This window comes from Leptotrichia sp. oral taxon 223 (genome assembly GCF_013394795.1).
In the GTDB taxonomy this organism is placed as follows: domain Bacteria; phylum Fusobacteriota; class Fusobacteriia; order Fusobacteriales; family Leptotrichiaceae; genus Leptotrichia.
In genome coordinates this window covers 944,119-964,825 of the sequence record NZ_JABXYU010000001.1, presented here as the reverse complement: position 1 = coordinate 964,825, position 20,707 = coordinate 944,119, and the positions used below count along the sequence as shown (strand labels likewise).

The following is a 20,707-nucleotide window of genomic DNA, read 5'->3' as shown; positions in this document are numbered from 1 at the left end:
TTTATATATCTTAGATTAAGGTGCATTTTGAAAGAAGTGTTTCAGTACTAAAGTTGTATTTGTTTTTATTGAAATTTTTGCTTAATTTAAAGTAGATATACTGTGATACCAAAGTATTTAATTTGATTTTTAAATTTTTTTTGACTTTATTATTGAATAAATTGCCTTTTTTTAAAAAAAACTTTACAAATTCATATTATTGTGCTAAAATTAACTGTGAATTGTTAAGATATATTTGTTAAAATTATTTTTAGGAGGAAAAACAATGAAAAAAGTATTAGGAGTATTAGCATTAGCATTAAGCGTATCTAATCTTGCCTTAGCTGATCAAGATCAAGATACATTAAAAGAAATTCATTTCTCTAGTGAACTTAGACAAAGTTATACAGACAAAAAATCAAATACAGGAAATGGATTAGGAATTGCAGGATTCAAAGGGGACAACAAAGAAAGAACTAGATGGAGAAACATTTTTGGTGGAGATTTACATTTAGTAGATGAAGGAGACTTAGGATTAAGATTTGAGTTCCAAAATGATCAAGACAGATCTAAAAATAAATTTGATTATGAAAATAAAGTAGGAACAAAAGGAACTTATGACAAAGCTCAAACTTGGGAAAATGATATTGCATTATACAGAGATATTACATTAGGTTCTTGGACTAATAAATGGGATTTAGGATGGAAATATAAATCTACAAGTGGAAGAGGAAGATATTCTGGACACAGAGGAACATCAAATGAAATTTATGTAGGACCTACATTTGGAATTGATTTCTTTGGACAAAGCTTCAAAGGAAAAGCTCAATTCGTATATTTTGATGAATCAGGAAACAAAGATGCTGATAATGCATGGTCTGGAAAAGAATTCAGAAGAGGAAAAACAAGTGGTGTAGGAGCTAACTTTGATTTAGCAACTGATGGTAAAGTTTTTGATAATGGAGCAGGAAACTTAGGATACTATGTTACATTAAACAACCATTTAAGAGATGCAAAAGGTGAATTAACTGAAACTGGAAAAGATGCTAAATCTAGCGTATACTTAGACTACGTAGTAGGAGCAACTTATAAAACACCTGAATTTGGTGGATTCTACGGATTAGTAAATACTGAAAATGAATGGGAAAAACAAACAGCTAGACATGGATTCTCAAATAACTTCTCAGTGTGGACTGGATTAGGATATAAGGCAGGAATCGACTTGCCAGTAGGAACATTGACATTAAATCCTGTAGTTAAATATAAAGTTGTTCATAAAGAAACTGTTAAAGGATATGCTAATGATGGACGTTATAAAAATTCTGATAAATATACAAGAGAATATAATGAATTAAGAGCAGGATTAAACGTTGGTTTAGAAGTTAAATAGTTTTTAATTATTCTGTTTTTATAACAAAAAGAGATGGGAGATTTTTTCATCTCTTTTTTAACTTTTTTCTATAATATAAATTAACAAAAAAGTATCAAAAAAATTTTTTAAAATGAGTTGACAAAATCAAAAAAATATATTATACTAAGTAAGTAATTTAAAAAATGCGCCCGAGTGGTGAAATTGGTAGACGCAACGGACTCAAAATCCGTCGATTTTATATCGTGCCGGTTCGACTCCGGCCTCGGGCACCAATAATATAATTAAATTTTTTCATAATAAATTGCACTCTACATTTTTAGGGTGTTTTTTATTATATTAAATTTTTCCTTAAGTTTAATACTATTTCTATTTAAAAAAATTTCAATAAAAAATAGAAAAAACTATTATTAATCATAACGCTTATAAATAAAATTATAAAAGTCTTTAAGGTGGACAATTAAGGATAAATTTTTAAAATAAGTTAATGAAAAAAGCTATTATAGAATAACTGTCAATAAAAAAAAGAATAAAAAATTCTTGAAATTCCAAAATAGAAATGATACTATTATGATAAGAAAAAATAAACTTGAAAACTAAGGATTTATACTTGGATAGTGAGGGCTATTTAAGTGGCAGGAAATATCAATTTAGGCAATTCAAAAGCTATTCGAGAGGAAATAATAAATTTTAAAAAAAGTAGAACAGAATTTGGAGGAAAAACATTGGAAAAGAGAGCAGCAATAATAACTTATGGATGTCAGATGAATGTAAATGAAAGTGCAAAAATGAAACATATGTTGCAGACAATGGGATACAGCATGACGGAAGATATTGAAAAAGCGGATTTAGTGTTTTTGAATACATGTACAGTAAGAGAAGGTGCAGCTGTTAAAGTTTATGGAAAACTTGGAGATTTGAAAAGGATAAAGGAAGAAAAAGATGGGAAAATGATTATTGGAGTTACAGGATGTCTTGCTCAGGAAGTACGGGATGAGTTTATTAAAAAGACACCTTATGTGGATTTGGTGCTCGGAAATCAGAACATTGGGAGAATACCTGACATTTTGGAAAGAATTGAAGGAGGGGAAGAAACGCATATTGTCATGGTGGATGATGAGGATGAATTGCCAGCTAGAGTTGATGCTGACTTTGGGGATGATATTGTGGCTTCGATTTCTATAACTTATGGGTGCAATAATTACTGTACATTCTGCATTGTGCCATATGTACGAGGAATGGAGCGTTCTGTACCGCTTAATGAAGTGGTTAGGGATGTTGAGCAGTATACAAAAAAAGGATATAAGGAAATATTGTTTTTAGGGCAGAATGTAAATTCATACGGAAGCGATTTTGCAAACGGGCAGGATAATTTTGCAGAATTATTAGAAAAGAGTGCAAATGTGGAAGGGGATTTCTGGATAAAATACGTTTCGCCTCATCCAAAGGACTTTAGTGATGAAGTAATAGATACAATCGCAAGAAATCCTAAAATAGCTAGAATGCTTCATTTGCCGTTGCAATCTGGTTCTACAAAAATTCTGGACGCAATGAACAGAGGATACACAAAAGAGGAGTTTATAGCGCTTGCTAGAAAAATTAAGGAAAGAGTGCCTGATATTGGACTTACAACGGATATTATCGTAGGCTTTCCAGGAGAAACAGATGAAGATTTTCAAGATACGATGGATGTTGTAAACGAAGTTGGATTTGAAAATGCGTTTATGTTTATGTATTCTAAACGGGCAGGAACTCCTGCGGCCGCAATGGGTGAGCAAGTTGACGAGCAGGTAAAAAACGAGAGATTGCAGCAACTTATGAGATTGCAGAATATGAAGGCGAAAGAGGAAAGTCAGAAATATCTTGGAAAGATTGTCAAGGTGCTTGTTGAAGGGCCCAGCAGAAAAAATCCTGAAATGCTGACTGGAAGAAGTTCTACACATAAAATAGTTTTATTTAAAAGTGACAGAAAAGATTTGAAAGGACAATTTGTAAATACAAAAATTTATGATGCAAAAACATGGACATTATATGGAGAGTTGGTGGAGGAATAAATGGAGAAGAAAGAAAAGGATGCAGAAATAGAAATGGGAAAAAAACAGCAGGAGCAGACAGAGCCTGCAAAAAAGAAAAGGGGACGTCCAAAAGCGTCTGAATCAAAGGAGGTTCTGGAAATTAGCAAAAATTTAGACGAAAAAAAACAAAGTGAAAAGGAAGAGGAAACAGAGAAAAAAAATAATGTAGAAAATTTAAGCGCTGAAGAGGAGATGATAAAGGATATTCTTTCCCAAAATGTGACTAAATTAAAAAAAATGGCAAAAGAATATAAAATTGAAAATTTTTCGGGAATGTCAAAACTTGAATTAATAAATGCAATTTTGATTGAAAAAGGGAAAGAAAGAGGGAAAACTTATGGGTTTGGGAAACTGGATGTAATCGGCGACGGAAATTATGGATTTTTGAGAGATACTTCGATTGGCCCTGATGTTTACGTTTCAATTTCACAAATAAAAAGATTTTTTTTAAGAAATGAAGATATTGTATTTGGAGAACTAAGAATTCCGATTGGGACAGAAAAAAATTACGGAATTTTAAAAGTTTTGCTAGTAAATGGGGATTTGCCTGAAAAATCATTGGAGCGTCCATATTTTGACGATTTGATTCCATCGTATCCAGATGAAAAGTTAAATTTAGGAGGTGGGGAAATCTCTTCAAGAATTATTGATCTGATTTCACCGATTGGAAAAGGGCAGAGAGGGCTTATAGTTGCACCGCCAAAGGCTGGGAAAACCGTACTTCTTTCAACACTCGCAAATGATATTATAAAATATAACCCAGAAATTGATGTGTGGATACTGCTGATTGACGAGCGTCCTGAGGAAGTTACAGACATTAAGGAAAATGTAAAGGATGCAGAAGTATATTCAGCGACTTTTGATGAAGATCCGAGAGTACACACGGAAGTTACTGAAAATGTGCTGCAAATGGCAAAAAGACAAGTGGAACGAGGAAAAGACATACTGATTTTGATGGACAGCCTGACAAGATTGGCACGTTCATACAACATAACTATTCCATCAAGTGGAAAATTGATTTCAGGGGGAATTGATCCGAATGCCCTTTATTATCCAAAAAGATTTTTAGGAGCGGCCAGAAATATAAAAAAAGGCGGAAGCTTGACAATTATCGCAACTGCTCTTATTGAAACAGGAAGCAGAATGGATGAAGTAATTTTTGAAGAATTTAAAGGAACAGGAAATATGGAAATTATTTTAAGCCGTACGCTTGAGCAGCTAAGAATATTTCCAGCAATTGACGTACTAAAAAGTGGCACAAGACGTGAAGATCTTTTAATCCCTAAAGAAAAGCTGGAAAAAATCTGGAAGTTACGAAGAGAACTGAGTGAAATGTCAGAAGTTGAAGGGATGAGAAACTTAATTGAGCTTATAAAAAGATACAGAAGCAATGATGAACTGTTAGAAAATTTATATAAAATCAAAAAAGCTAAGTAAAATATAAATGGGTGAAAAATGCTTGGAAATATAAAAAATGAGGCAGGATTGCTGTTTACTTAAGAATATTTTAAATTAGTAAAAAAATAATAAGACAAATAGGGGTATGTTTAATATACCCTTATTTTAGCTGAAAATATGTATAAACAAAACCAAAAGACTGTATTTGGGCAAAAATCCAAGAAAAATTGAAATTATCGGAAAAAAAGTGTTGACATTTATTTTGATTTATGATATTATATTTCTTGTCTGAGAGTAATTGAAAGATAAAAATTGTTCTTTAGAACGGTGTATAGCGCAGTTCGGTAGCGCACCTGCCTTGGGAGCAGGGGGTCGTAGGTTCAAATCCTACTACACCGACCATTTATAGATTTTGCGGGAGTAGCTCAGTTGGTAGAGCGTCAGCCTTCCAAGCTGAATGTCGCGAGTTCGACCCTCGTCTCCCGCTCCATTTTATTTATAAGGATAAATTTTTTATAGATATATGGTGACCGTAGTTCAGTTGGTAGAGCGCCAGTTTGTGGCACTGGTTGTCGCGGGTTCAAATCCCGTCGGTCACCCCATTGAGCCATTAGCTCAGTCGGTAGAGCACTTGACTTTTAATCAAGGTGTCACTGGTTCGATCCCAGTATGGCTCACCATTTGAAAATTTAATATAAATTTGCGAGAGTGGCGAAATTGGTATACGCACTAGACTTAGGATCTAGCGTCTTCGACATGTGGGTTCGAGTCCCACCTTTCGCACCATAAAAGCCCACACGAAATGGTGGATTAGTTCAGTAATATCAGCACTTCTAAAGGTTGATATTTTTTTATTTTCACCCTTTTTATTAGCATTCTGAACATCAAAAACAAATTATATCTATCTGTTTCATCCATATTTTCTAACACTTCTTTTAAGATTTTTATATTGTCCAATTTTTCTTCGCTTATTGTTTTATCTTTTATTATTCTATCAATATCATTCAAGGAATCTTCAAATACTCGTTTTCTATTTTTCAGTTCCTCAAGTTTATCATTTAATTCAAATTCATTTATCAATTCTTTAGTAAATAATTCTAAATACTTAGTTCTTTCTCTATCTATTTTTTTGATTTGCTTGTCTATATTTTCTCTATCTTTTTTATACTTTTCTAAATTAGGCTTTTCATTTAAAAATTCTAATTCTTTTAAATTTAACAGTTTATGTATTATAAATTTTTCAGCCTTTTTCATAGAGATTGCCTTTTTACATTTATCACATCTGTAATTAACGCCATTTTTAAACATTTTACCGCCACAGGTACACTCTAATATGCCTGTGAATAAAAATTTGCCTTCTTTGCGTATTACACGTTGCTTAAATAACATTTGCCGTTGCGCTTCCCTAAACACTTCTTCGCTTATTAATGCTTCGTGATTTCCTTTGAATATTGTTATTTCTTTGTTTATCTTAACTTCTCCAGTATTAATATTGTTTTCTTTTCTACCATACATAAGATTGCCGATATAAAACTCATTTTGTAGAATCCATTTAATGGATGATATATTTCTATTAAAGATATTTGCAGTTTCGGACAAACTTTTAGTATTTAAGTATGTATTGAAAATACTTATTACATCTTCAGAAGTTTCAGGATCTATTACAATATTATTGTGTTCGTCTTTTTTATAGCCAATTGGAATATTTCCACCTTGCCATATTCCAGCTTTAGCTCTAGCCCATTTATTTGATTTTACCCTCATTGATATTTGTTTTCTTTCGTAATCTGCTAGCACGGCAAATATTTGAAAGAATAACATACCGGTAGGGGTTGTTGTGTTTATTTCAGATTGTGAAATAGATACAAACTTTATATTGCTTTTTTGTAATTCTAAAACAAAATTCAGCATAGTTAAAGTTATACGGGAGATACGGGAACTCTCATAAACTACAAGTACATCAAATGATTTCTTTTTGATTTCCTGCTGTAATTTAAGAAAGCCCTCACGGTTGTCATTACCTCCGCTTTCTACGTCCTGTATAACTTCTTTTAACTTATAACCGCTCATTTTACAAAAGTCTTCACATTTTTTTATCTGGAACTCAAGTGAACGCCCCTCTTCTTGCATTTCTGTACTAACTCTTGCATATATAATCGCTTTCATCTATGCTCTCCTTTTGTCCTGTTCTGCTTTGATTTTGTATAATAGTTTTAATATTTCTTCTTTGTTTTTCATCACTATTCCTCCATTTCCGTCATATCAACATAACTTGATATAACACAATCTTTCAAAACGTGTTTAGCAGTCTCTTCAAAAGTTGGACTGCTGAAACTCTCATCTTCTATTTCTTCTCTTTCAATATACATTTTTGCTATATATCTTATTTCATTTTCAATTTTAATTTTGTGTATTTCGGCGTACTTTATCAATTGTTTTCCGCTTTTTTCAGCTCTCCAACGTTTCTTAATACCGTATTTTTCGTTTATCGCTCTTACTTTTTCTTCTATTAATTCTTTTTCTTCTGATGTACAAAACTGAATATCCTCATCTTCTTTTTTAGAAGAACCTCTTATAAATAATTTATCCTGAATTGTATAAAATTCTGGAGAACGAAAAGATTCAACATTCAATTCTTTATCTATGAATTCATTTCTTCTCAATATTTCTTCGTTCTGTTTTGTAATTTTCCAAGCCCATTTATCCCAAACAGGCTTAAATTCTATTTTTAACACACTTTCTCTTTCCATTTTTATTCTCCCTTATTTTATTTTTAATTTATAACATTCTTCTTTTTCAAAATCCCCAAACACTTCCTGAAAAGGATTTTTATCAATGCTCACTTCACTTATTTGCAATTTTTTCTTTAAGTTATCAGGCAGTTGGGAATATTCTTCAAAACTAAGCTGAAAAGGCTTAAATTTATATATTTGATATTCGCTAGGCACATCCTCTGGATTTGGTTTTATTTCCCTGGTACTTTTTCTTAAAAAAATTATTCTTCCGCTTTCTGTTTGTACTCCATTCGACTGTCCTGATTCAATCCCACAGCTTCGCATTACGTCGACGACATTTTTTGAAAATCTTTCAAACCCTTTTATATAAAATTGTTTTAAATTTTTCAGCCTTTCAATTTCCTTGTCAATTGCTCCAACAATCTTGTTTTCTCCTGTTCCTTGTCCTAGATAATTTATAAATTTATTATAAATTTGAACAATTGCCTCTCCTTCGTCCTCAATTTCCGTTACCAACATCTCTCTTGTATCTTTTAATGTCTGCTCGTCAATTTCGTCTTCTAAAAATGCTCTTTCAATATTTTTTCCTGCTGCACTCAACGGATATAAATTTAATTCTTTACTCATTTTATTTTCTCCTATCTCATTTTTAATATTTTTTTGTTTTATATTTTTCTACAATTATTTTTTATCAAAAAGGAAATCCTTCGTCCTCATCAGAATCATAATTATTTCTGTTGCTGTTTTGACTGTTTCCAGAATTTTTACTATCAACAAATTCAAAACTATTCACTAAAACTCTTGTAAATTTCCTTTTTTCTCCGTTCTGTTCGTAACTGCTTACATTCAGACGTCCCTGTATCAATATTCTGTTGCCTTTTCTAAAATATTCAGCTATATTCTCAGCCGTCTTTTCCCAAGCCACACAGTCGATAAATTCAGCTTCATCTCTTGTTTTCTGTACAGCTAACGTGAAATTGGCATATGCTTTCCCTCCTGTTGTGTATTTTAATTCAGGATCTCGTGTTAGTCTTCCCATTAATATTGCTATATTCATAATCTATGCTCCTTTCTTTTGCTTATTGTTTTTTATATAGTTACATAATTTTTCTAAATCTTTAATTGGAACTTTGCTTAAATTGTCTGTCGAATTAGCGAGTAAATATTTGTCTATTTCTTTTTCATTTCCTTTTAAATGTTCATTTATATATTTAACTGCTTTTTGGATTTTCTCCTCTTCTGTCAAATATTCTTTAGGTTTATTTTGTTGCTTATCTTTGTCAATTGTTGCATTAATCATATCGTCTTCCACTATTTCTAAAGCGTTTAGATAACAGTAACGTTTTAAATAAGTGTGTGTACTTCCTATCATTTGTAATCCATTCTGTCCTTTTAAAACTATTTCAGCCTTTGGAGTTACAAAAGTGATTGTTTCGTCTGTTTTCTCTGTATTAATTACAGTTAATACACCTTCGTTTTCTAGCAAATCAAATTTTGAAAAAAGTTTTAAGTTTTCAAATATTTCATTCACTTTTGGCAAGAAGTCTTTTAGTTCAAAATATTTAAAGTCAACAAATTTATTATATCCTCCCATTTTTAATCCTAAACTTTGCAATTCAACTCTAGCCTTTTGTAATTTTTCGTAAATATTCATCGTTCTTTTCCTCCCATTTATCATTGTCTTGTTTCAATTCCTTGTTAAGTTCCTGCAAACTCTTAACAGCGTTCTTAAAAAAGTTAAGACTTGCATTTTGCTTTTTTATATAATCATCAAACATTTTAAATCAATCCTTTCTTGGTTTTAAAATATCCTTAAAATCTCTAATTCTGTTTGGCACATACCATAATAGCAATGCCATTAAAAACGGAAAAGCTATATTACCTCCTGCTATCCAATGCCCTTTAACTCTGATTGCTTCAATCTGAATCCAAATTGATGTCAGTATCAAAATCATCCATTTCATCATATCCTTTGTTGTCATCAATGCTGTTTTCCTCCAGTTCCTTAATTTCTTCTTGATCCATTTCAGCTTCAAGCTGTTCTCTTATTGTCATTATTCCTCCTTAATTTCATAATTTACTATTTTAAATTTATTTTTATTTGTTACCTTTTTAAATTTAACTTTGATTATATTTCTACCTTTTGTTTCCAGCTCTAATATTCTTTTATTCCTGTCAAGTGTATAAGACTCAACAGAATAATATTTTCTGAAAATTGATTTTACTTTTTTGCAATCTGTATTAATTCAGCTGATTCCAAGCTGTTCAATTCTTTTGTTATTTTTTCGTCCATTTCAATCATCCTCCTAAAATAAATTTAATTGCTTTAATTCGTCCTCTCTTAACATTTCTGTAGTTGCTTTTTTATAAAACTCTTTTTCTACTTCAAATCCGTAGCTATTTCTATTCAGTTCTCTCGCTGCTCTTAATGTGCTTCCACTTCCGGCGACTGGATCAATTACAGTATCTCCAGGATCTGTAAATATTCTTATTAATGTTTTTAACAAGTTTATCGGCTTTTGTGTTGGGTGCACTTTTGGATATATTGATTTTGAATCCGGCTTCCACTCAAACCAGTTCTTAATCATTTTGCCATTGTTATTGAATTTCGGTAATTTATCCCTGTAAAATACTAAAGCATATTCTGTCGCCCCTACTATTTTCATATTAGCTTTTAACACTTGTGAGCTGCTATGTTTTATGAAAACTAGTGGATAATAATTATTAAATCCGTGCTTTTTAGCGTACTTCACTAATGTTTCAATTTGCTGGAATGCACAGAATATTATCATTGCTGGTGCTTTGCCTTTTTCTTTCGGCTCTTTTATTAATAGTTTTGAGCAGAAGTGCATATATTCGGCAAGGTTGAAGTTTACATCAGTCTTGAAAAAACTTGAGTTTGCCTTTTTGCTTTCGCCTTTTCTGTTGTCGCCATCCACATACCATTCTGGACTGCTTGCAAAGGCATTGTTCCCCAAATTGTAAGGAATATCTGCAATTACAAGCTGCGCTTTTTTAGGTATGTGATACTTTTTGTAGTTCTGAAAGTTATCGTTAAATAACTCGCATTTTATTTTCTTGACATATTTATTTTTATTATCCATATTCCTCCTAAAATAAAATTTTAAATTTTTGTATTAACTTAATTGTGCTATCTATCTGTAAAGAAATATATAAAAATTAATAAACTAGGAAAGGAGCTGGTAATGAAAAATACCAGTTTTTTTCTGCATACCTCAAGTAGTGTACTGTGTGTACGATATGCAGGGTAATAGATAGCACGATTAAATTAACACTTTGGGTTATTTAAGTTACAATATAGTGTGGGCTTATTGAAAAGAAAGAAATATCAAATGTTGATATAAAAATTCTTAATAATCCAGCAGACGAAATATTTGTTTTGTCTCTCGAAATTGAAAATTTAAGAGTGCTTTCTTCGTCTGAAGATCTGCAAACAGCTTATAACGAATTATTTGCTAAAGCAGTAATGTATTTATAAAATTAGTTAATAAGCCCACGTTATATTATTTAATTAATTTTTGTAATTCATCGACAAGTTCAAGCGATTGTTTTACACTTGAAATGTTGAAAATAGCTTTTTCCAAAGTTTCAATATATTCTTTTAATTCGTTAAAGCTCATATCTTCTAAGAATTTGCTTTTTCGTTTTTCAACAATTTTTTGAATATCCATAATTTTTCCTCCCGAAATTTATTTAAGATAATTAATATCTTATCCAAACCCACTGCAATATTTACAATGAGCTTGGTAAAACATCAATTCAACGTTCCAGAGAAGTTCGCCTCAAGCTCTGAAATCTGTTTTGCAATTTCGTGAGCTTCTAGGATTGTTAAGCCTTTGATAACATCATTGGTGATAGGTGTTTCATCACACCATTCAAAGTTGTCTTCTGTACCTTTCAGCACAGCAACTTCGTAAAAACTGGAGTTATCAATATCAGGAATGATTGAAACCCCATATCCATTTGGATAGAATTCTCTATATCTGTTATTCAGAGAATATTCAATTCTTTTTTCTAATTCCTTATCGTTAAATACTTCTGTAATCATTTTTGTAACCTTTGACATTCCAATCATCTCCTTAAAAGTTTATTTTTTGAATAATTTTTTGATTCTATTTACTAATTTCTTAGCTTCTCTTTCTTTTAAAACCTTTTTGTTGTTTTCATTTACAATTGTTAATGCTTCAAATTTCATTTTACATTCCTCCTAAATTAAATTTTCTTTTTTTCCTATGATTACACATTTTATTTTTGATACGTTGTGAATCATATCCGATTTTTTCATAATCTTTGCCAAATCTTCGTTTCCGTATTCGGAAGGTGTCATTTCATATTCATCATATATTCCATCATATTCAAAGCCCTTTATTTCTTTTTCTGTTATACTGGGAATTTTCTTTTTTAATTTTTCAAATCCCCAATCGTAGTATTCCATTTTTGCAATGCCTTGTTGTGGGTAACCAAAGCAATTTTCTTTTGTCCATTCTCTTATTATCTTTTGTTTTTCAACCATTTTTTATCATCTCCTAAAATATTTCTATGCTTCCGTCATCTTTTTCAATTTTTAATTTTCCGAAATTTCTGTTAAATTTTTTCTCTGCGTTATTGTATGTGAACATTATGCTCAATGTGTTCTTTTTAAATTCTTTGTCAAAAATAAAACTTGTTTCATTTCTCAAGTTAAACTCATCTTTTAATTCATATCCTCTTTTTTTCATTTTGTTAATTAATTCTTTTCTCATTTTATTCAACTCCTATTTATTGATCTTTTGTAACTTTAAATTGGTTCTGTATCTATATTTTGGTTACATAATTGTGTAAAAAAAATAAAGGAATATATATTTTTCTCATTTACAAACATATTGTAACTTATTTTTAGTTACAAGTCAAGTGTTTTTTTGAAATTTTTTAAACTTTTTCTAAAAAGTGTGAAAAAATGTGGTAAAATATAGTGTAAATAAATGAAAGGAAGTTAAATCCATGAGTTATCAAATAGAGAAATTCTTAACAGAATTTTTGAATAAAAAGAATATGACATTAACAGATTTTTCCAAAAAGATGGAAGTTACACACGTTTATGTATCTAATATAAAAAATGGAAAAAAGACAGCTTCCAAAAAATTTGTCGAAAATTTGGTAAAAAAATTTCCAGAATGTGCCAAAAAAGAATCAGAATTAATGGGAATGTTGGAAAAAGATAAAAAAATTGAAAAGTTAAAGAAGTTAGAAAAACAAAGAAGAGAAACTATCGGAAAAAATGAAGAACTTGACAGGATTTCACGTCTAAACAAGCGCGAAAGAGTTCAATTGGATGAAGTTATGAATAGTGCAGCTTATTTTTTTAATGATGCCAGCGTGAGTGATGAAGACAAGAAAAGGTTACATGATACTTTGCAAGAACTTTTTTTTGACGCTAAAATGAAAAATAAAAGAAAATAGAGGTTTATATGAGAAAATGCAGAAATATGAAACTCAGAGTAAAAAACTTGATAGAAAAATACAATACGAGTAATCCATATGTGTTGTGCGAAAGATTGGGCATTGAGATTAAATACGTTTATTACAAAGATGTAAAAGGTTTTTTTAGTAGAGTGTTAAAAAGAAAATATATAGTTATAAACGAGAAATTAGACGAATATTCGCAATTAGTTGTTTTGTGTCACGAATTAGGACATGCTCTTTATCATAGTTCAAAAAATAAACTTCTTATGAAAACAAATTTTTTTAATTATAGTTTAGAATTGGAAAATGAAGCCAACGAATTTGCGGCAGAATTAATGAAGTATCAGGAAGAAGTTAGTTATGAAGTTGCTAGAAATTGTGATTTAGGATTGCAAGTATTAGAAGAAATGAAAAGATATATAAAATATTAGGATATTTGTGCAAAAAAGCATTGATGAGGCTGGTGGAGTTGAGAAGTAGGTTTGAGAAATAAAGAGAAAAAACAAATATAATATTATTTGAAATTTTAAGAAAGATAAGGTAAAATATGGATATAACGCAAGAAGAAATAGCAAAACTTTTGGAGATTGAAAAAATCGAAAAAGACAATAAAGATTTAATAATAACGTGTATTAGAAAACAGACGTTTGAATTGAAATCATCAGAAAATAATAAAATAAAATTTAAGCTAAATACATTTTTTTCTGAAAATATAAAAGATAAATATACGTTGAATTTAAATTATTCTCTATACGGACTTAATTTATGCAGAATAGATATAAATGGATTTGAACACAAAAATCCTAATTACTTTACAGGTAATCCATTGCTAGACGAATATAAGGGTGCTATAATTTCAGAAAGCCATATTCACATAGCACAAGTTGGAGATAAAAAAGTAGAAAATTGGGCAATTCCTTTAGAAAGAATTTTTAATAAAGAGGATATAAATAAAATTGAAAAGGTTGCCGCTTTTTTTAAAAACAAAATAAATTTAAAAAGCAATATAACTTTTTATAAAAAAAACAAAACACAAGAATACAAAAATCAAAGTTTATTTTGAACAAAGGAGGTAAAATGATGGAAATAAATAATATAGTTGACGAATATTTCAAATGGATAAAGAGTAATACTAAAATAAAAAATAAAAATGGCGTAAATATAATTACTACCCCTTTTGCACTTTCAAATAATGATTTGATTGATATAATTGTAAAAAAAACTGAGAACGAAATCATTTTATCTGACGACGGGGAAACTTTGTTTAATCTAGAAATTTCAGGAGTGAATATTACCAAAAGAAAAAAAATTTTCGAAAAATTTTTAAGATCTTATGGATTGAGTAGAACATCTAAAGACGAGATAATCAGAAAAAGCAGTTATCAAAACATAGGTAGAGATATTAATGATTTTATACAAGGTATATTATCAATAGATGATATGTTTCTAACATCTTCCATTAATGTAAAACATTTTTTTAAAGAAGATGTTGCTTTATTTTTTGAAAAAAATGATTTTTTTCCTAGTCCTGATATAAAATTGATCGGGAAAAATAATTTAGAATATAATATTGATTACATTATTAATAGAACGAAAACTAAAAAAGAAAAATTGATAAGAATTATTAATTCTAACAACAGAGATAAAATTATTTCTGCAATATTTGCTTTTGAAGATTTAGAAGAAAGAAATTCAGAAAATATAATAATTTTTAATAACACCGAGCGAAAATTAAGCAGTGAATTAGAAAATGTTTTAAAGAATAAAAAAATAGAATTATTAAACTGGACACAAAAAGAAAAATGGATTAAAGAAATGATCGCATAAGAAAACTGAAAAGAAAGTAATAATCAAAAAAGAATAAAAATTATGAATTTATAGGGTTAATTTTGGTTTAAAAATATAAAAAAAACGGAGGAAACCAAAATGAAAAAAATTTTTATGATTTTGACATTAGTATTTGTTAGTGTTAACACATTTTCAGAAACGTTGTATTTCAAAAACTGTAAAGAAGCACGTGCGAAAGGGTATAAAAATATTAAGAAAGGCGAGCCTGGATATGCTAAACATTTGGATAGAGATAAAGACGGTATAGCCTGTGAAAGTAAATAAACTTAACATAGAGTTGTTTCATAATTGAAATGGTTCTTTTTTTATACTTTTATTTTTCTTTGAAATATGCTATAATTTAGTAAAATTTTATAAGAGGTAAAAAGAAATTGAAAAAAGTGATTTTGCATGTAATTTTACCAATTTTTATTGGGTCAATGATATACATATTATTCAGAGAAAAGACTTTATTAATGTTTGATTGGTTCAGTTATTTAAAATTGGATTTTATAATAGATTTTTTGAGAAATAATTTTTATGGGTATAGAATGTATATTTCAAAAAGTATATTATTTTCATTGCCTGATGCATTGTGGGTATATTCTTTCACAATGTTTTTGAGCATTTATTTTAAAAATAGAATACTTCTATCAGTAATTTTTATTGGAAGTATAATAACTGAAATATCACAACTTTGGTTTGTGGTTGGAACTTTTGATATATATGATGTTATATATATGTTTGCGTTGTATTTAATTGCAATGTACTTTATAAAAAAATTTGAGGAGGAAAAGAAATTATGAAAAAGAGAGTAGGATTGATTTTAGGGTGTGTCTTGTTTGTTATTTCAGCTGTAGGAAGTGTATCAGGAGATAAGAAAGACAATGCGAGCGTTTCTGAAAAAGGGAATGCAACTAAGCAAGAAACAAAGGAAAATGCAAAAGAGGCAAAAAAAGAATACGAAATTGAAAATGTCGATATTGAAAAAGATGAATTTTCAACTTATGTAACAGGAGTTCTAAAAAATAACGGTGGTAAAAAAGGATATGTCCAAATAACAGTTCCTTGTTACGATAAAAATGGTGCTAAGTTAGGGGACGCTTTAGCAAATGTCAACGACATTGAAGCTAATGGAAAATGGAAATTCAAAGCCATATATATGGGTAGTGAAACTCCAGCAAGTTGCGATGTGAACAAATTAGAAGTCTCAGGATTTTAAAGCAATAAAAAGAGGAAGCTGTAAAAGGCTTCTTTTTTTATTGAGTTTTTTGTAAAAATTTCAAAAAAATACTTGACTTGTAACTAAAAATAAATTACAATGTATAGGAGGTGAGGATAATGACAATGAGTGAATATCATAGAAACGTTTATGCCAATATAGAACTCGCAAGAAATAGAAAAGGATTAACAAAAGGAGAATTAGCCGAAGAAATAGGAATTTCAAAGTCGGCACTATCTTTTGTTTTAAATAGATTAAAAAATGGCAAAACCATAAATACTAAAACTCTCGAGAAATGGGCAGATGCTTTAAATGTGCCTTTTTCATTTTTTTTTGAAGTCAAGCGTAACTAAATTAAAATTACAAAAAAAACAAAACCTGAAAAGAAAAGGAAGGAGGTGTGAGATGAAAATAAATTGGAAAAAAATAAAGTTAAGATAAAAAAAGGAGTGAATAAAATGGATTTAGAAACAAAAGAAAAAAATGCCCAACAAAGCCAAACAAATTTGTTGGACATCAAGATTGGTAAGTTGATTAATCTTCTTGAGAATCAACTAAAAATCCAATCTTACGTCTTGGTTTCTCAGGGTGTGGACGTTTTGAAGCTATTAGACAAAGATTTAGTTGACTTGTGTGTTGAAGCACTTGAACATACATTCCGTCGGCTAATTTAGAAGATATTTTGAAGTTAGGGAAATCTTTTAAAAAATCTTTTGGATCCATAGGGTATACCTCCTTTCGATTTTAATATGTTTGGCGATATTATTATAACTCAAAAGGGGGTAAAAATGAAATAAGGGAGGTGCGAAATGGTATTTATTATTTCAGAAACGTTAATAATATTTTTACTTATACGTTTTATTGCAAAACTAACAAAAGAGAATAAGGAATTGAAGGAAGATATATTTAGTCTAAAAGTTCAAGCAGAATTAGAAGATTTTTATTCAGATAGAAATAAAAAAAAGTGAAAACGTTTAGATATAAAAATTATCAAGTTAAAAAGTAGGAGATATACAAAATGGATGAGAAAAAATTTGAAGAAGGGATAAATTGTTTTGCACAATTGCTCGGATCTTTTCTTGAGTTACGGAAAATGGGATATATGCAGGAAGAGATAAACTGGGCATACAATACGATGACTGGAAATTTTGTGCCAAATTTTAATATAAAGAATTTATCCAATTTAATTGAAAATATTAAAAAAAGTTAAAAAAGTAAACAAAAAAGCACTTCCAATGAAGTGCATACAAATATTTTCATAATTTGATTATATCAAATTTAATTAGTTAAGTAAAGAGGTGTAGAAATGAAAACTGTAATAAAAAAGACAGAAAACTTTACAATGGTACATAATAATCTGATATTTGACGAGAGTATCAGCTGGAAGGCAAAAGGAATACTACTTTATATGCTTTCGAGACCGAGCAACTGGAGATACAATGCAAAGGAAATTGCCAAAAACTCTAAAGACGGGCTGGATTCAGTTTATTCAGGGCTAAAAGAATTGGTAAAAGAAAGATATGTAAGCAGAAAGAAAAACGCTGACGGAACAATAAATTATTATATTTTTGAGGACAAGTCAGAAAACAATATAAGAGATTATCAGGATAAGGAAGAAATTGAGGGAAAAGAGAATGAAGAAAAGGAGCCTGATACCGAAAACCCAAACTTGGATAACCCAAATCTGGAAAAGCCTGATATGGAAAACCCAAACTTGGATTTTCCCCACCATAATAATATAGATAATACTAATATAGAATATAATAATATAGATTCTATATATTTATATAAGGGCAAGGAATTTCAAAAAGCATTTTCAGATTTTAAAATCATGAGAATTGGTAAAAAAGAGCCATTATCGAAACCAGCAGAGGATTTAATTCTTATGAAGCTGCATAGATTAGCAGGGAATAATGAGCAATTAGCAATAGAAATATTAAACAAATCGACTATAAACAGCTGGAAAGATATTTTTCCGCTAGATAAAAAACAGGGAGGAAATAAAAATGGAAACACAGGGAATAAGAGAAGCTATACAGGAAATGCTGAGAAAAAGGGGTTTGACAAGCACAATGATTATAAGCCGGACTACTCAAAGGGATTCGATGACTGGAATTAGTGCCCCAACTGTGTCAGCTAGTATTTTTAAAGAACAAGATATTGAAAAATATATGAGTTTATCAAAATTGACGGAACAGGATTGGCACAAAAGATTTGAGAATGCAGAAGCTAAAACGCCTGAAGAAATTAAATATAAAAAGTCGTTTGAGAAATATTGCAAAAACTTTGAAGTAATCAAACAAAAAGGACTTGGAATATTAATGAGCGGTAATCCTGGAACTGGGAAGACTTATTATACAACCTGCATAATGAATGCTTTGAATCAAAAATACCTTGTTTACAAGACAACTTTATCCGATTTGCTGGAAGAAATCAGAAAAAGCTATAAAAGTTTTGAAAACGAAAATGATGATTTTTTATTCAGAAGATTATCTAAAGCAGAATTGATAATTTTTGATGACCTGGGAAACGAATTTTTAAGTGACTGGGGAAAAGAAAAAATGTTTATGATCCTGAATTTTATTTATGAGAACAATAAGCCGTTAATAATAAACACAAATTTAGATGCTGAGCAATTATCAAGTTTTTTCAACATAAACGGCAGTGATAAATTATTAGACAGAATCCGCAGCAAATGCAAAACATATATTTTTAACTGGGAAAGCCGAAGAAAAGATTTATATAAAAAAGATTTTGAGGAATTATATTAGGAGGATAAATGCAAAAAATCAAAGTCATAGAACTTTTTGCCGGCATAGGAAGTCAAGCTATGGCTTTACGGAATATCGGAATCGATTATGAAATCATAGGAATTTCCGAAATAGACAAGTTTGCTTACAAGTCTTATGAAGCAATACACGGAAAAGTTAAAAATTTCGGAGATATAACCAAAATCGATAAACTTCCATACTGCGACCTGCTCACGTATTCGTTTCCTTGCCAGGATTTAAGCATTGCCGGGCAGCAGAAGGGGATAAGCAAGGATACAAGAAGCGGACTTTTACTGGAAGTTGAAAGATTGCTTCTGAAAGCAAAAGAAAACGGAACATTGCCAAAGCACTTGCTATTAGAGAATGTCAAGAATTTAGTAGGCAAGAAGTTCATCAAAGATTTTGAAAGATGGCTGAATTTTCTAAACAGTCTAGGATATTACAGCAACTGGGAAGTGTTGAATGCGAAAGACTACGGGATACCACAGAATAGGGAAAGAGTATTTGTGGTAAGTAGTCTTGAGAATATGCACTATAAATTTCCAAAGCCAGTTGAACTGAAATCTAAAATGAAAGACTTGCTAGAGGAAAAGGTAGATGACAAGTATTATTTATCTGAGAAATATCTGAAATGTTTTTCTGACTTGAAAAATAGAAACGGATTTACAAGGGGCGAAAAATTTAATCCTAGAAAATTTGAAGATTGTAATACTGCGTTTGCTATAACAACAAGAGCAGGGCAAAGGGCAACTGACAATTTCATAATTCAAAAAGGACACGGTTTTAACAAAGGTGGAATAAAAGAAAATATAGTTCCAGTCTTAACCAAGAGTTCGTGGCAGGAAAATAATTTTTTAAGCAACAACACGAGAATAAGAAAATTAACTCCACTTGAATGTTGGCGATTAATGGGATTCAGAGATACGGACTATTATGCCGCAAAGTCTGTGGGGATTTCGGATACGCAATTATACAAGCAGGCAGGAAACAGCATAGTGGCAACAGTTTTGGAAGCTATATTCAGAAACTTATTTTTCAAGAAGCATAGAAGAAAACAAAGGATTATAGCGGAACAGATTAGAATATTTTAGGAGGACGAATGAAAACAGTAAGAATAAATGATCTAGTAAAAAGAAACAAACAAATCTTAAAAAGAAGAAAGGTTATTGAAAAGAAATTAACAGAGTTGCAACAAGAAGACAGCGAACTTCTGCAGGAGTTGGAACGAAACAACAACTTCTTTGCAAAGCGAGGAATGGAACAGATTAAATGAAAATAAAACTCATTTGTATAAGGATAGACAACAACGAACTAAAAACAACAGATAAAAACGAATGGCTTAAATTCATAAAAAGGCATCGTGGTAATGTAAAAAGCATAGAACAATTTAATTGGGAGATTCCACAAAATAAATTGCAGAAGGCTTTGGAATATTCATTTGATGAACTTTATAAATTTAAGCTGGAAGAAGGGAGAAAAAAGTAAAAATGAGAATTTTTATATCTGGAAATGTGCCAAGTTCCAAAAACAGCAAACGCTGGACAGGGAAAAGGCTGATAAATTCAGAAACTGTAATGAAATACAAGAAAAATACGGCTGATGAATGGTGGCAGGAAGGCATAAAATTCAAGGAAATACTAAAAGGCAAAGAAAAGCCTTACAAGATTGGATTTTATTTTATACGTGATAGCAAAAGGTCATTTGACTATGTGAACGTTGCACAGCTTCCATTAGATTTAATGCAGGAAAACGGATGGATAGAGAATGACAATATGGAAAACATAATACCTGTATTTCTAGGATATGAAGTGGATAAGGAAAATGCAGGAGTAAGAATAGAAATTTTATAAGCAGGAGGAGTTGAAATA

At 30.3% G+C, this 20,707-nt stretch carries 33 protein-coding genes and 6 tRNA genes; 25 read left to right on the top strand and 14 right to left on the bottom strand.

Annotated elements, in window-relative coordinates:
- The first annotated feature begins 265 nt into the window (after positions 1–265).
- The 9 genes from HW275_RS04750 (at position 266) to HW275_RS04710 (ending at position 5,607) form a co-directional block, all read left to right on the top strand.
- Positions 266–1,369 (top strand): hypothetical protein, encoded by a 1,104-nt coding sequence (locus HW275_RS04750; protein WP_178935483.1) that lies wholly within the window; start codon positions 266–268, stop codon positions 1,367–1,369.
- Positions 1,370–1,537: 168 nt separating this feature from the next.
- Positions 1,538–1,623 (top strand) — tRNA-Leu (locus HW275_RS04745).
- Between the two features lie 450 nt (positions 1,624–2,073).
- Positions 2,074–3,402 (top strand): tRNA (N6-isopentenyl adenosine(37)-C2)-methylthiotransferase MiaB, encoded by a 1,329-nt coding sequence (miaB, locus tag HW275_RS04740; RefSeq protein WP_178935482.1) that lies wholly within the window; start codon positions 2,074–2,076, stop codon positions 3,400–3,402.
- A 213-nt stretch (positions 3,403–3,615) separates the two neighbouring features.
- On the top strand, positions 3,616–4,860 hold the full coding sequence (gene rho / locus HW275_RS04735) for a transcription termination factor Rho (protein ID WP_178936403.1): 1,245 nt from the start codon (positions 3,616–3,618) through the stop codon (positions 4,858–4,860).
- 286 nt (positions 4,861–5,146) lie between these two features.
- Positions 5,147–5,223, top strand: a tRNA-Pro gene (locus tag HW275_RS04730).
- Positions 5,224–5,235: 12 nt separating this feature from the next.
- A tRNA-Gly gene (locus HW275_RS04725) sits at positions 5,236–5,311 on the top strand.
- Between the two features lie 36 nt (positions 5,312–5,347).
- A tRNA-His gene (locus tag HW275_RS04720) sits at positions 5,348–5,423 on the top strand.
- Between the two features lie 2 nt (positions 5,424–5,425).
- Positions 5,426–5,501: transfer RNA gene (locus HW275_RS04715), tRNA-Lys, on the top strand.
- 22 nt (positions 5,502–5,523) lie between these two features.
- A tRNA-Leu gene (locus HW275_RS04710) sits at positions 5,524–5,607 on the top strand.
- A gap of 24 nt (positions 5,608–5,631) precedes the next feature.
- Here the strand turns inward: HW275_RS04710 and HW275_RS04705 are convergent.
- The 13 genes from HW275_RS04705 to HW275_RS04645 form a co-directional block, all read right to left on the bottom strand.
- A complete protein-coding gene (locus tag HW275_RS04705; protein ID WP_178935481.1) occupies positions 5,632–6,987 on the bottom strand; it encodes a recombinase family protein in 1,356 nt (451 codons plus the stop codon).
- Between the two features lie 74 nt (positions 6,988–7,061).
- A complete protein-coding gene (locus HW275_RS04700) occupies positions 7,062–7,571 on the bottom strand; it encodes a hypothetical protein (protein ID WP_178935480.1) in 510 nt (169 codons plus the stop codon).
- Between the two features lie 12 nt (positions 7,572–7,583).
- Complete coding sequence (locus HW275_RS04695) at positions 7,584–8,183, bottom strand: hypothetical protein (protein WP_178935479.1); 600 nt, start codon at positions 8,181–8,183, stop codon at positions 7,584–7,586.
- 64 nt (positions 8,184–8,247) lie between these two features.
- Positions 8,248–8,613, bottom strand: coding sequence for a single-stranded DNA-binding protein (locus tag HW275_RS04690; RefSeq protein ID WP_178935478.1), 366 nt, complete (start codon positions 8,611–8,613; stop codon positions 8,248–8,250).
- Between the two features lie 3 nt (positions 8,614–8,616).
- Positions 8,617–9,210: an ERF family protein gene (locus HW275_RS04685; RefSeq protein ID WP_178935477.1), complete on the bottom strand. Its 594-nt coding sequence runs from the start codon at positions 9,208–9,210 to the stop codon at positions 8,617–8,619.
- Complete coding sequence (locus HW275_RS04680) at positions 9,179–9,334, bottom strand: enterotoxin type A (protein ID WP_178935476.1); 156 nt, start codon at positions 9,332–9,334, stop codon at positions 9,179–9,181. The genes HW275_RS04685 and HW275_RS04680 overlap by 32 nt, the downstream gene beginning before the upstream one ends.
- A gap of 6 nt (positions 9,335–9,340) precedes the next feature.
- On the bottom strand, positions 9,341–9,538 hold the full coding sequence (locus HW275_RS04675) for a hypothetical protein (RefSeq protein WP_178935475.1): 198 nt from the start codon (positions 9,536–9,538) through the stop codon (positions 9,341–9,343).
- Positions 9,474–9,611: a hypothetical protein gene (locus HW275_RS04670; RefSeq protein ID WP_178935474.1), complete on the bottom strand. Its 138-nt coding sequence runs from the start codon at positions 9,609–9,611 to the stop codon at positions 9,474–9,476. The genes HW275_RS04675 and HW275_RS04670 overlap by 65 nt, the downstream gene beginning before the upstream one ends.
- A 251-nt stretch (positions 9,612–9,862) precedes the next feature.
- Positions 9,863–10,660: a site-specific DNA-methyltransferase gene (locus HW275_RS04665; RefSeq protein WP_178935473.1), complete on the bottom strand. Its 798-nt coding sequence runs from the start codon at positions 10,658–10,660 to the stop codon at positions 9,863–9,865.
- Between the two features lie 420 nt (positions 10,661–11,080).
- Positions 11,081–11,248 (bottom strand): hypothetical protein, encoded by a 168-nt coding sequence (locus HW275_RS04660; RefSeq protein ID WP_178935472.1) that lies wholly within the window; start codon positions 11,246–11,248, stop codon positions 11,081–11,083.
- Positions 11,249–11,331: 83 nt separating this feature from the next.
- Positions 11,332–11,643, bottom strand: coding sequence for a hypothetical protein (locus HW275_RS04655; RefSeq protein ID WP_178935471.1), 312 nt, complete (start codon positions 11,641–11,643; stop codon positions 11,332–11,334).
- 141 nt (positions 11,644–11,784) lie between these two features.
- Entirely contained in the window at positions 11,785–12,090 is a 306-nt protein-coding gene (locus HW275_RS04650) for a hypothetical protein (protein ID WP_178935470.1), read from the bottom strand.
- A gap of 13 nt (positions 12,091–12,103) precedes the next feature.
- The gene (locus tag HW275_RS04645) at positions 12,104–12,319 is read right to left on the bottom strand and encodes a hypothetical protein (RefSeq protein WP_178935469.1); all 216 of its coding nucleotides are present in this window, start codon (positions 12,317–12,319) and stop codon (positions 12,104–12,106) included.
- A 238-nt stretch (positions 12,320–12,557) separates the two neighbouring features.
- Here HW275_RS04645 and HW275_RS04640 point away from each other — a divergent pair, with 238 nt between their 5' ends.
- The 8 genes from HW275_RS04640 to HW275_RS04605 all read left to right on the top strand — a co-directional run bounded on the left by HW275_RS04640 (position 12,558) and on the right by HW275_RS04605 (position 16,421).
- Positions 12,558–13,016: a helix-turn-helix transcriptional regulator gene (locus HW275_RS04640; RefSeq protein WP_178935468.1), complete on the top strand. Its 459-nt coding sequence runs from the start codon at positions 12,558–12,560 to the stop codon at positions 13,014–13,016.
- Positions 13,017–13,024: 8 nt separating this feature from the next.
- Positions 13,025–13,450 (top strand): ImmA/IrrE family metallo-endopeptidase, encoded by a 426-nt coding sequence (locus tag HW275_RS04635; protein WP_178935467.1) that lies wholly within the window; start codon positions 13,025–13,027, stop codon positions 13,448–13,450.
- Between the two features lie 116 nt (positions 13,451–13,566).
- Positions 13,567–14,082 (top strand): hypothetical protein, encoded by a 516-nt coding sequence (locus tag HW275_RS04630; RefSeq protein WP_178935466.1) that lies wholly within the window; start codon positions 13,567–13,569, stop codon positions 14,080–14,082.
- A gap of 17 nt (positions 14,083–14,099) precedes the next feature.
- The gene (locus tag HW275_RS04625) at positions 14,100–14,846 is read left to right on the top strand and encodes a DUF1828 domain-containing protein (RefSeq protein WP_178935465.1); all 747 of its coding nucleotides are present in this window, start codon (positions 14,100–14,102) and stop codon (positions 14,844–14,846) included.
- Positions 14,847–14,945: 99 nt separating this feature from the next.
- Positions 14,946–15,131 carry an excalibur calcium-binding domain-containing protein gene (locus tag HW275_RS04620; RefSeq protein ID WP_036095424.1) on the top strand — a complete coding sequence of 62 codons (186 nt, stop codon included), beginning with the start codon at positions 14,946–14,948 and terminating at the stop codon, positions 15,129–15,131.
- A 107-nt stretch (positions 15,132–15,238) separates the two neighbouring features.
- The gene (locus tag HW275_RS04615; protein WP_178935464.1) at positions 15,239–15,652 is read left to right on the top strand and encodes a hypothetical protein; all 414 of its coding nucleotides are present in this window, start codon (positions 15,239–15,241) and stop codon (positions 15,650–15,652) included.
- Positions 15,649–16,068 carry an FxLYD domain-containing protein gene (locus tag HW275_RS04610; protein WP_178935463.1) on the top strand — a complete coding sequence of 140 codons (420 nt, stop codon included), beginning with the start codon at positions 15,649–15,651 and terminating at the stop codon, positions 16,066–16,068. Before HW275_RS04615 ends, HW275_RS04610 begins: the two co-directional genes overlap by 4 nt.
- 119 nt (positions 16,069–16,187) lie before the next feature.
- The gene (locus tag HW275_RS04605; RefSeq protein WP_178935462.1) at positions 16,188–16,421 is read left to right on the top strand and encodes a helix-turn-helix domain-containing protein; all 234 of its coding nucleotides are present in this window, start codon (positions 16,188–16,190) and stop codon (positions 16,419–16,421) included.
- Positions 16,422–16,602: 181 nt separating this feature from the next.
- On the opposite strand, the gene HW275_RS12535 is transcribed toward HW275_RS04605, so the two are convergent.
- Positions 16,603–16,725 (bottom strand): DUF6173 family protein, encoded by a 123-nt coding sequence (locus HW275_RS12535; RefSeq protein WP_370464344.1) that lies wholly within the window; start codon positions 16,723–16,725, stop codon positions 16,603–16,605.
- 152 nt (positions 16,726–16,877) lie between these two features.
- Here HW275_RS12535 and HW275_RS04595 point away from each other — a divergent pair, with 152 nt between their 5' ends.
- The 8 genes from HW275_RS04595 to HW275_RS04560 all read left to right on the top strand — a co-directional run bounded on the left by HW275_RS04595 (position 16,878) and on the right by HW275_RS04560 (position 20,689).
- A complete protein-coding gene (locus tag HW275_RS04595; protein ID WP_178935460.1) occupies positions 16,878–17,036 on the top strand; it encodes a hypothetical protein in 159 nt (52 codons plus the stop codon).
- A 50-nt stretch (positions 17,037–17,086) separates the two neighbouring features.
- Entirely contained in the window at positions 17,087–17,278 is a 192-nt protein-coding gene (locus tag HW275_RS04590; protein ID WP_178935459.1) for a hypothetical protein, read from the top strand.
- A gap of 96 nt (positions 17,279–17,374) precedes the next feature.
- Entirely contained in the window at positions 17,375–18,187 is an 813-nt protein-coding gene (locus tag HW275_RS04585; RefSeq protein WP_178935458.1) for a helix-turn-helix domain-containing protein, read from the top strand.
- Positions 18,174–18,839, top strand: coding sequence for an ATP-binding protein (locus tag HW275_RS04580; protein ID WP_178935457.1), 666 nt, complete (start codon positions 18,174–18,176; stop codon positions 18,837–18,839). The genes HW275_RS04585 and HW275_RS04580 overlap by 14 nt, the downstream gene beginning before the upstream one ends.
- 8 nt (positions 18,840–18,847) lie before the next feature.
- Positions 18,848–19,930 carry a DNA (cytosine-5-)-methyltransferase gene (gene dcm, locus HW275_RS04575; RefSeq protein ID WP_178935456.1) on the top strand — a complete coding sequence of 361 codons (1,083 nt, stop codon included), beginning with the start codon at positions 18,848–18,850 and terminating at the stop codon, positions 19,928–19,930.
- Positions 19,931–19,938: 8 nt separating this feature from the next.
- Complete coding sequence (locus HW275_RS04570; RefSeq protein ID WP_178935455.1) at positions 19,939–20,112, top strand: hypothetical protein; 174 nt, start codon at positions 19,939–19,941, stop codon at positions 20,110–20,112.
- Positions 20,109–20,324 (top strand): hypothetical protein, encoded by a 216-nt coding sequence (locus HW275_RS04565; RefSeq protein ID WP_178935454.1) that lies wholly within the window; start codon positions 20,109–20,111, stop codon positions 20,322–20,324. Before HW275_RS04570 ends, HW275_RS04565 begins: the two co-directional genes overlap by 4 nt.
- 2 nt (positions 20,325–20,326) lie before the next feature.
- Positions 20,327–20,689 (top strand): hypothetical protein, encoded by a 363-nt coding sequence (locus HW275_RS04560; protein WP_178935453.1) that lies wholly within the window; start codon positions 20,327–20,329, stop codon positions 20,687–20,689.
- Positions 20,690–20,707: the final 18 nt, after the last annotated feature.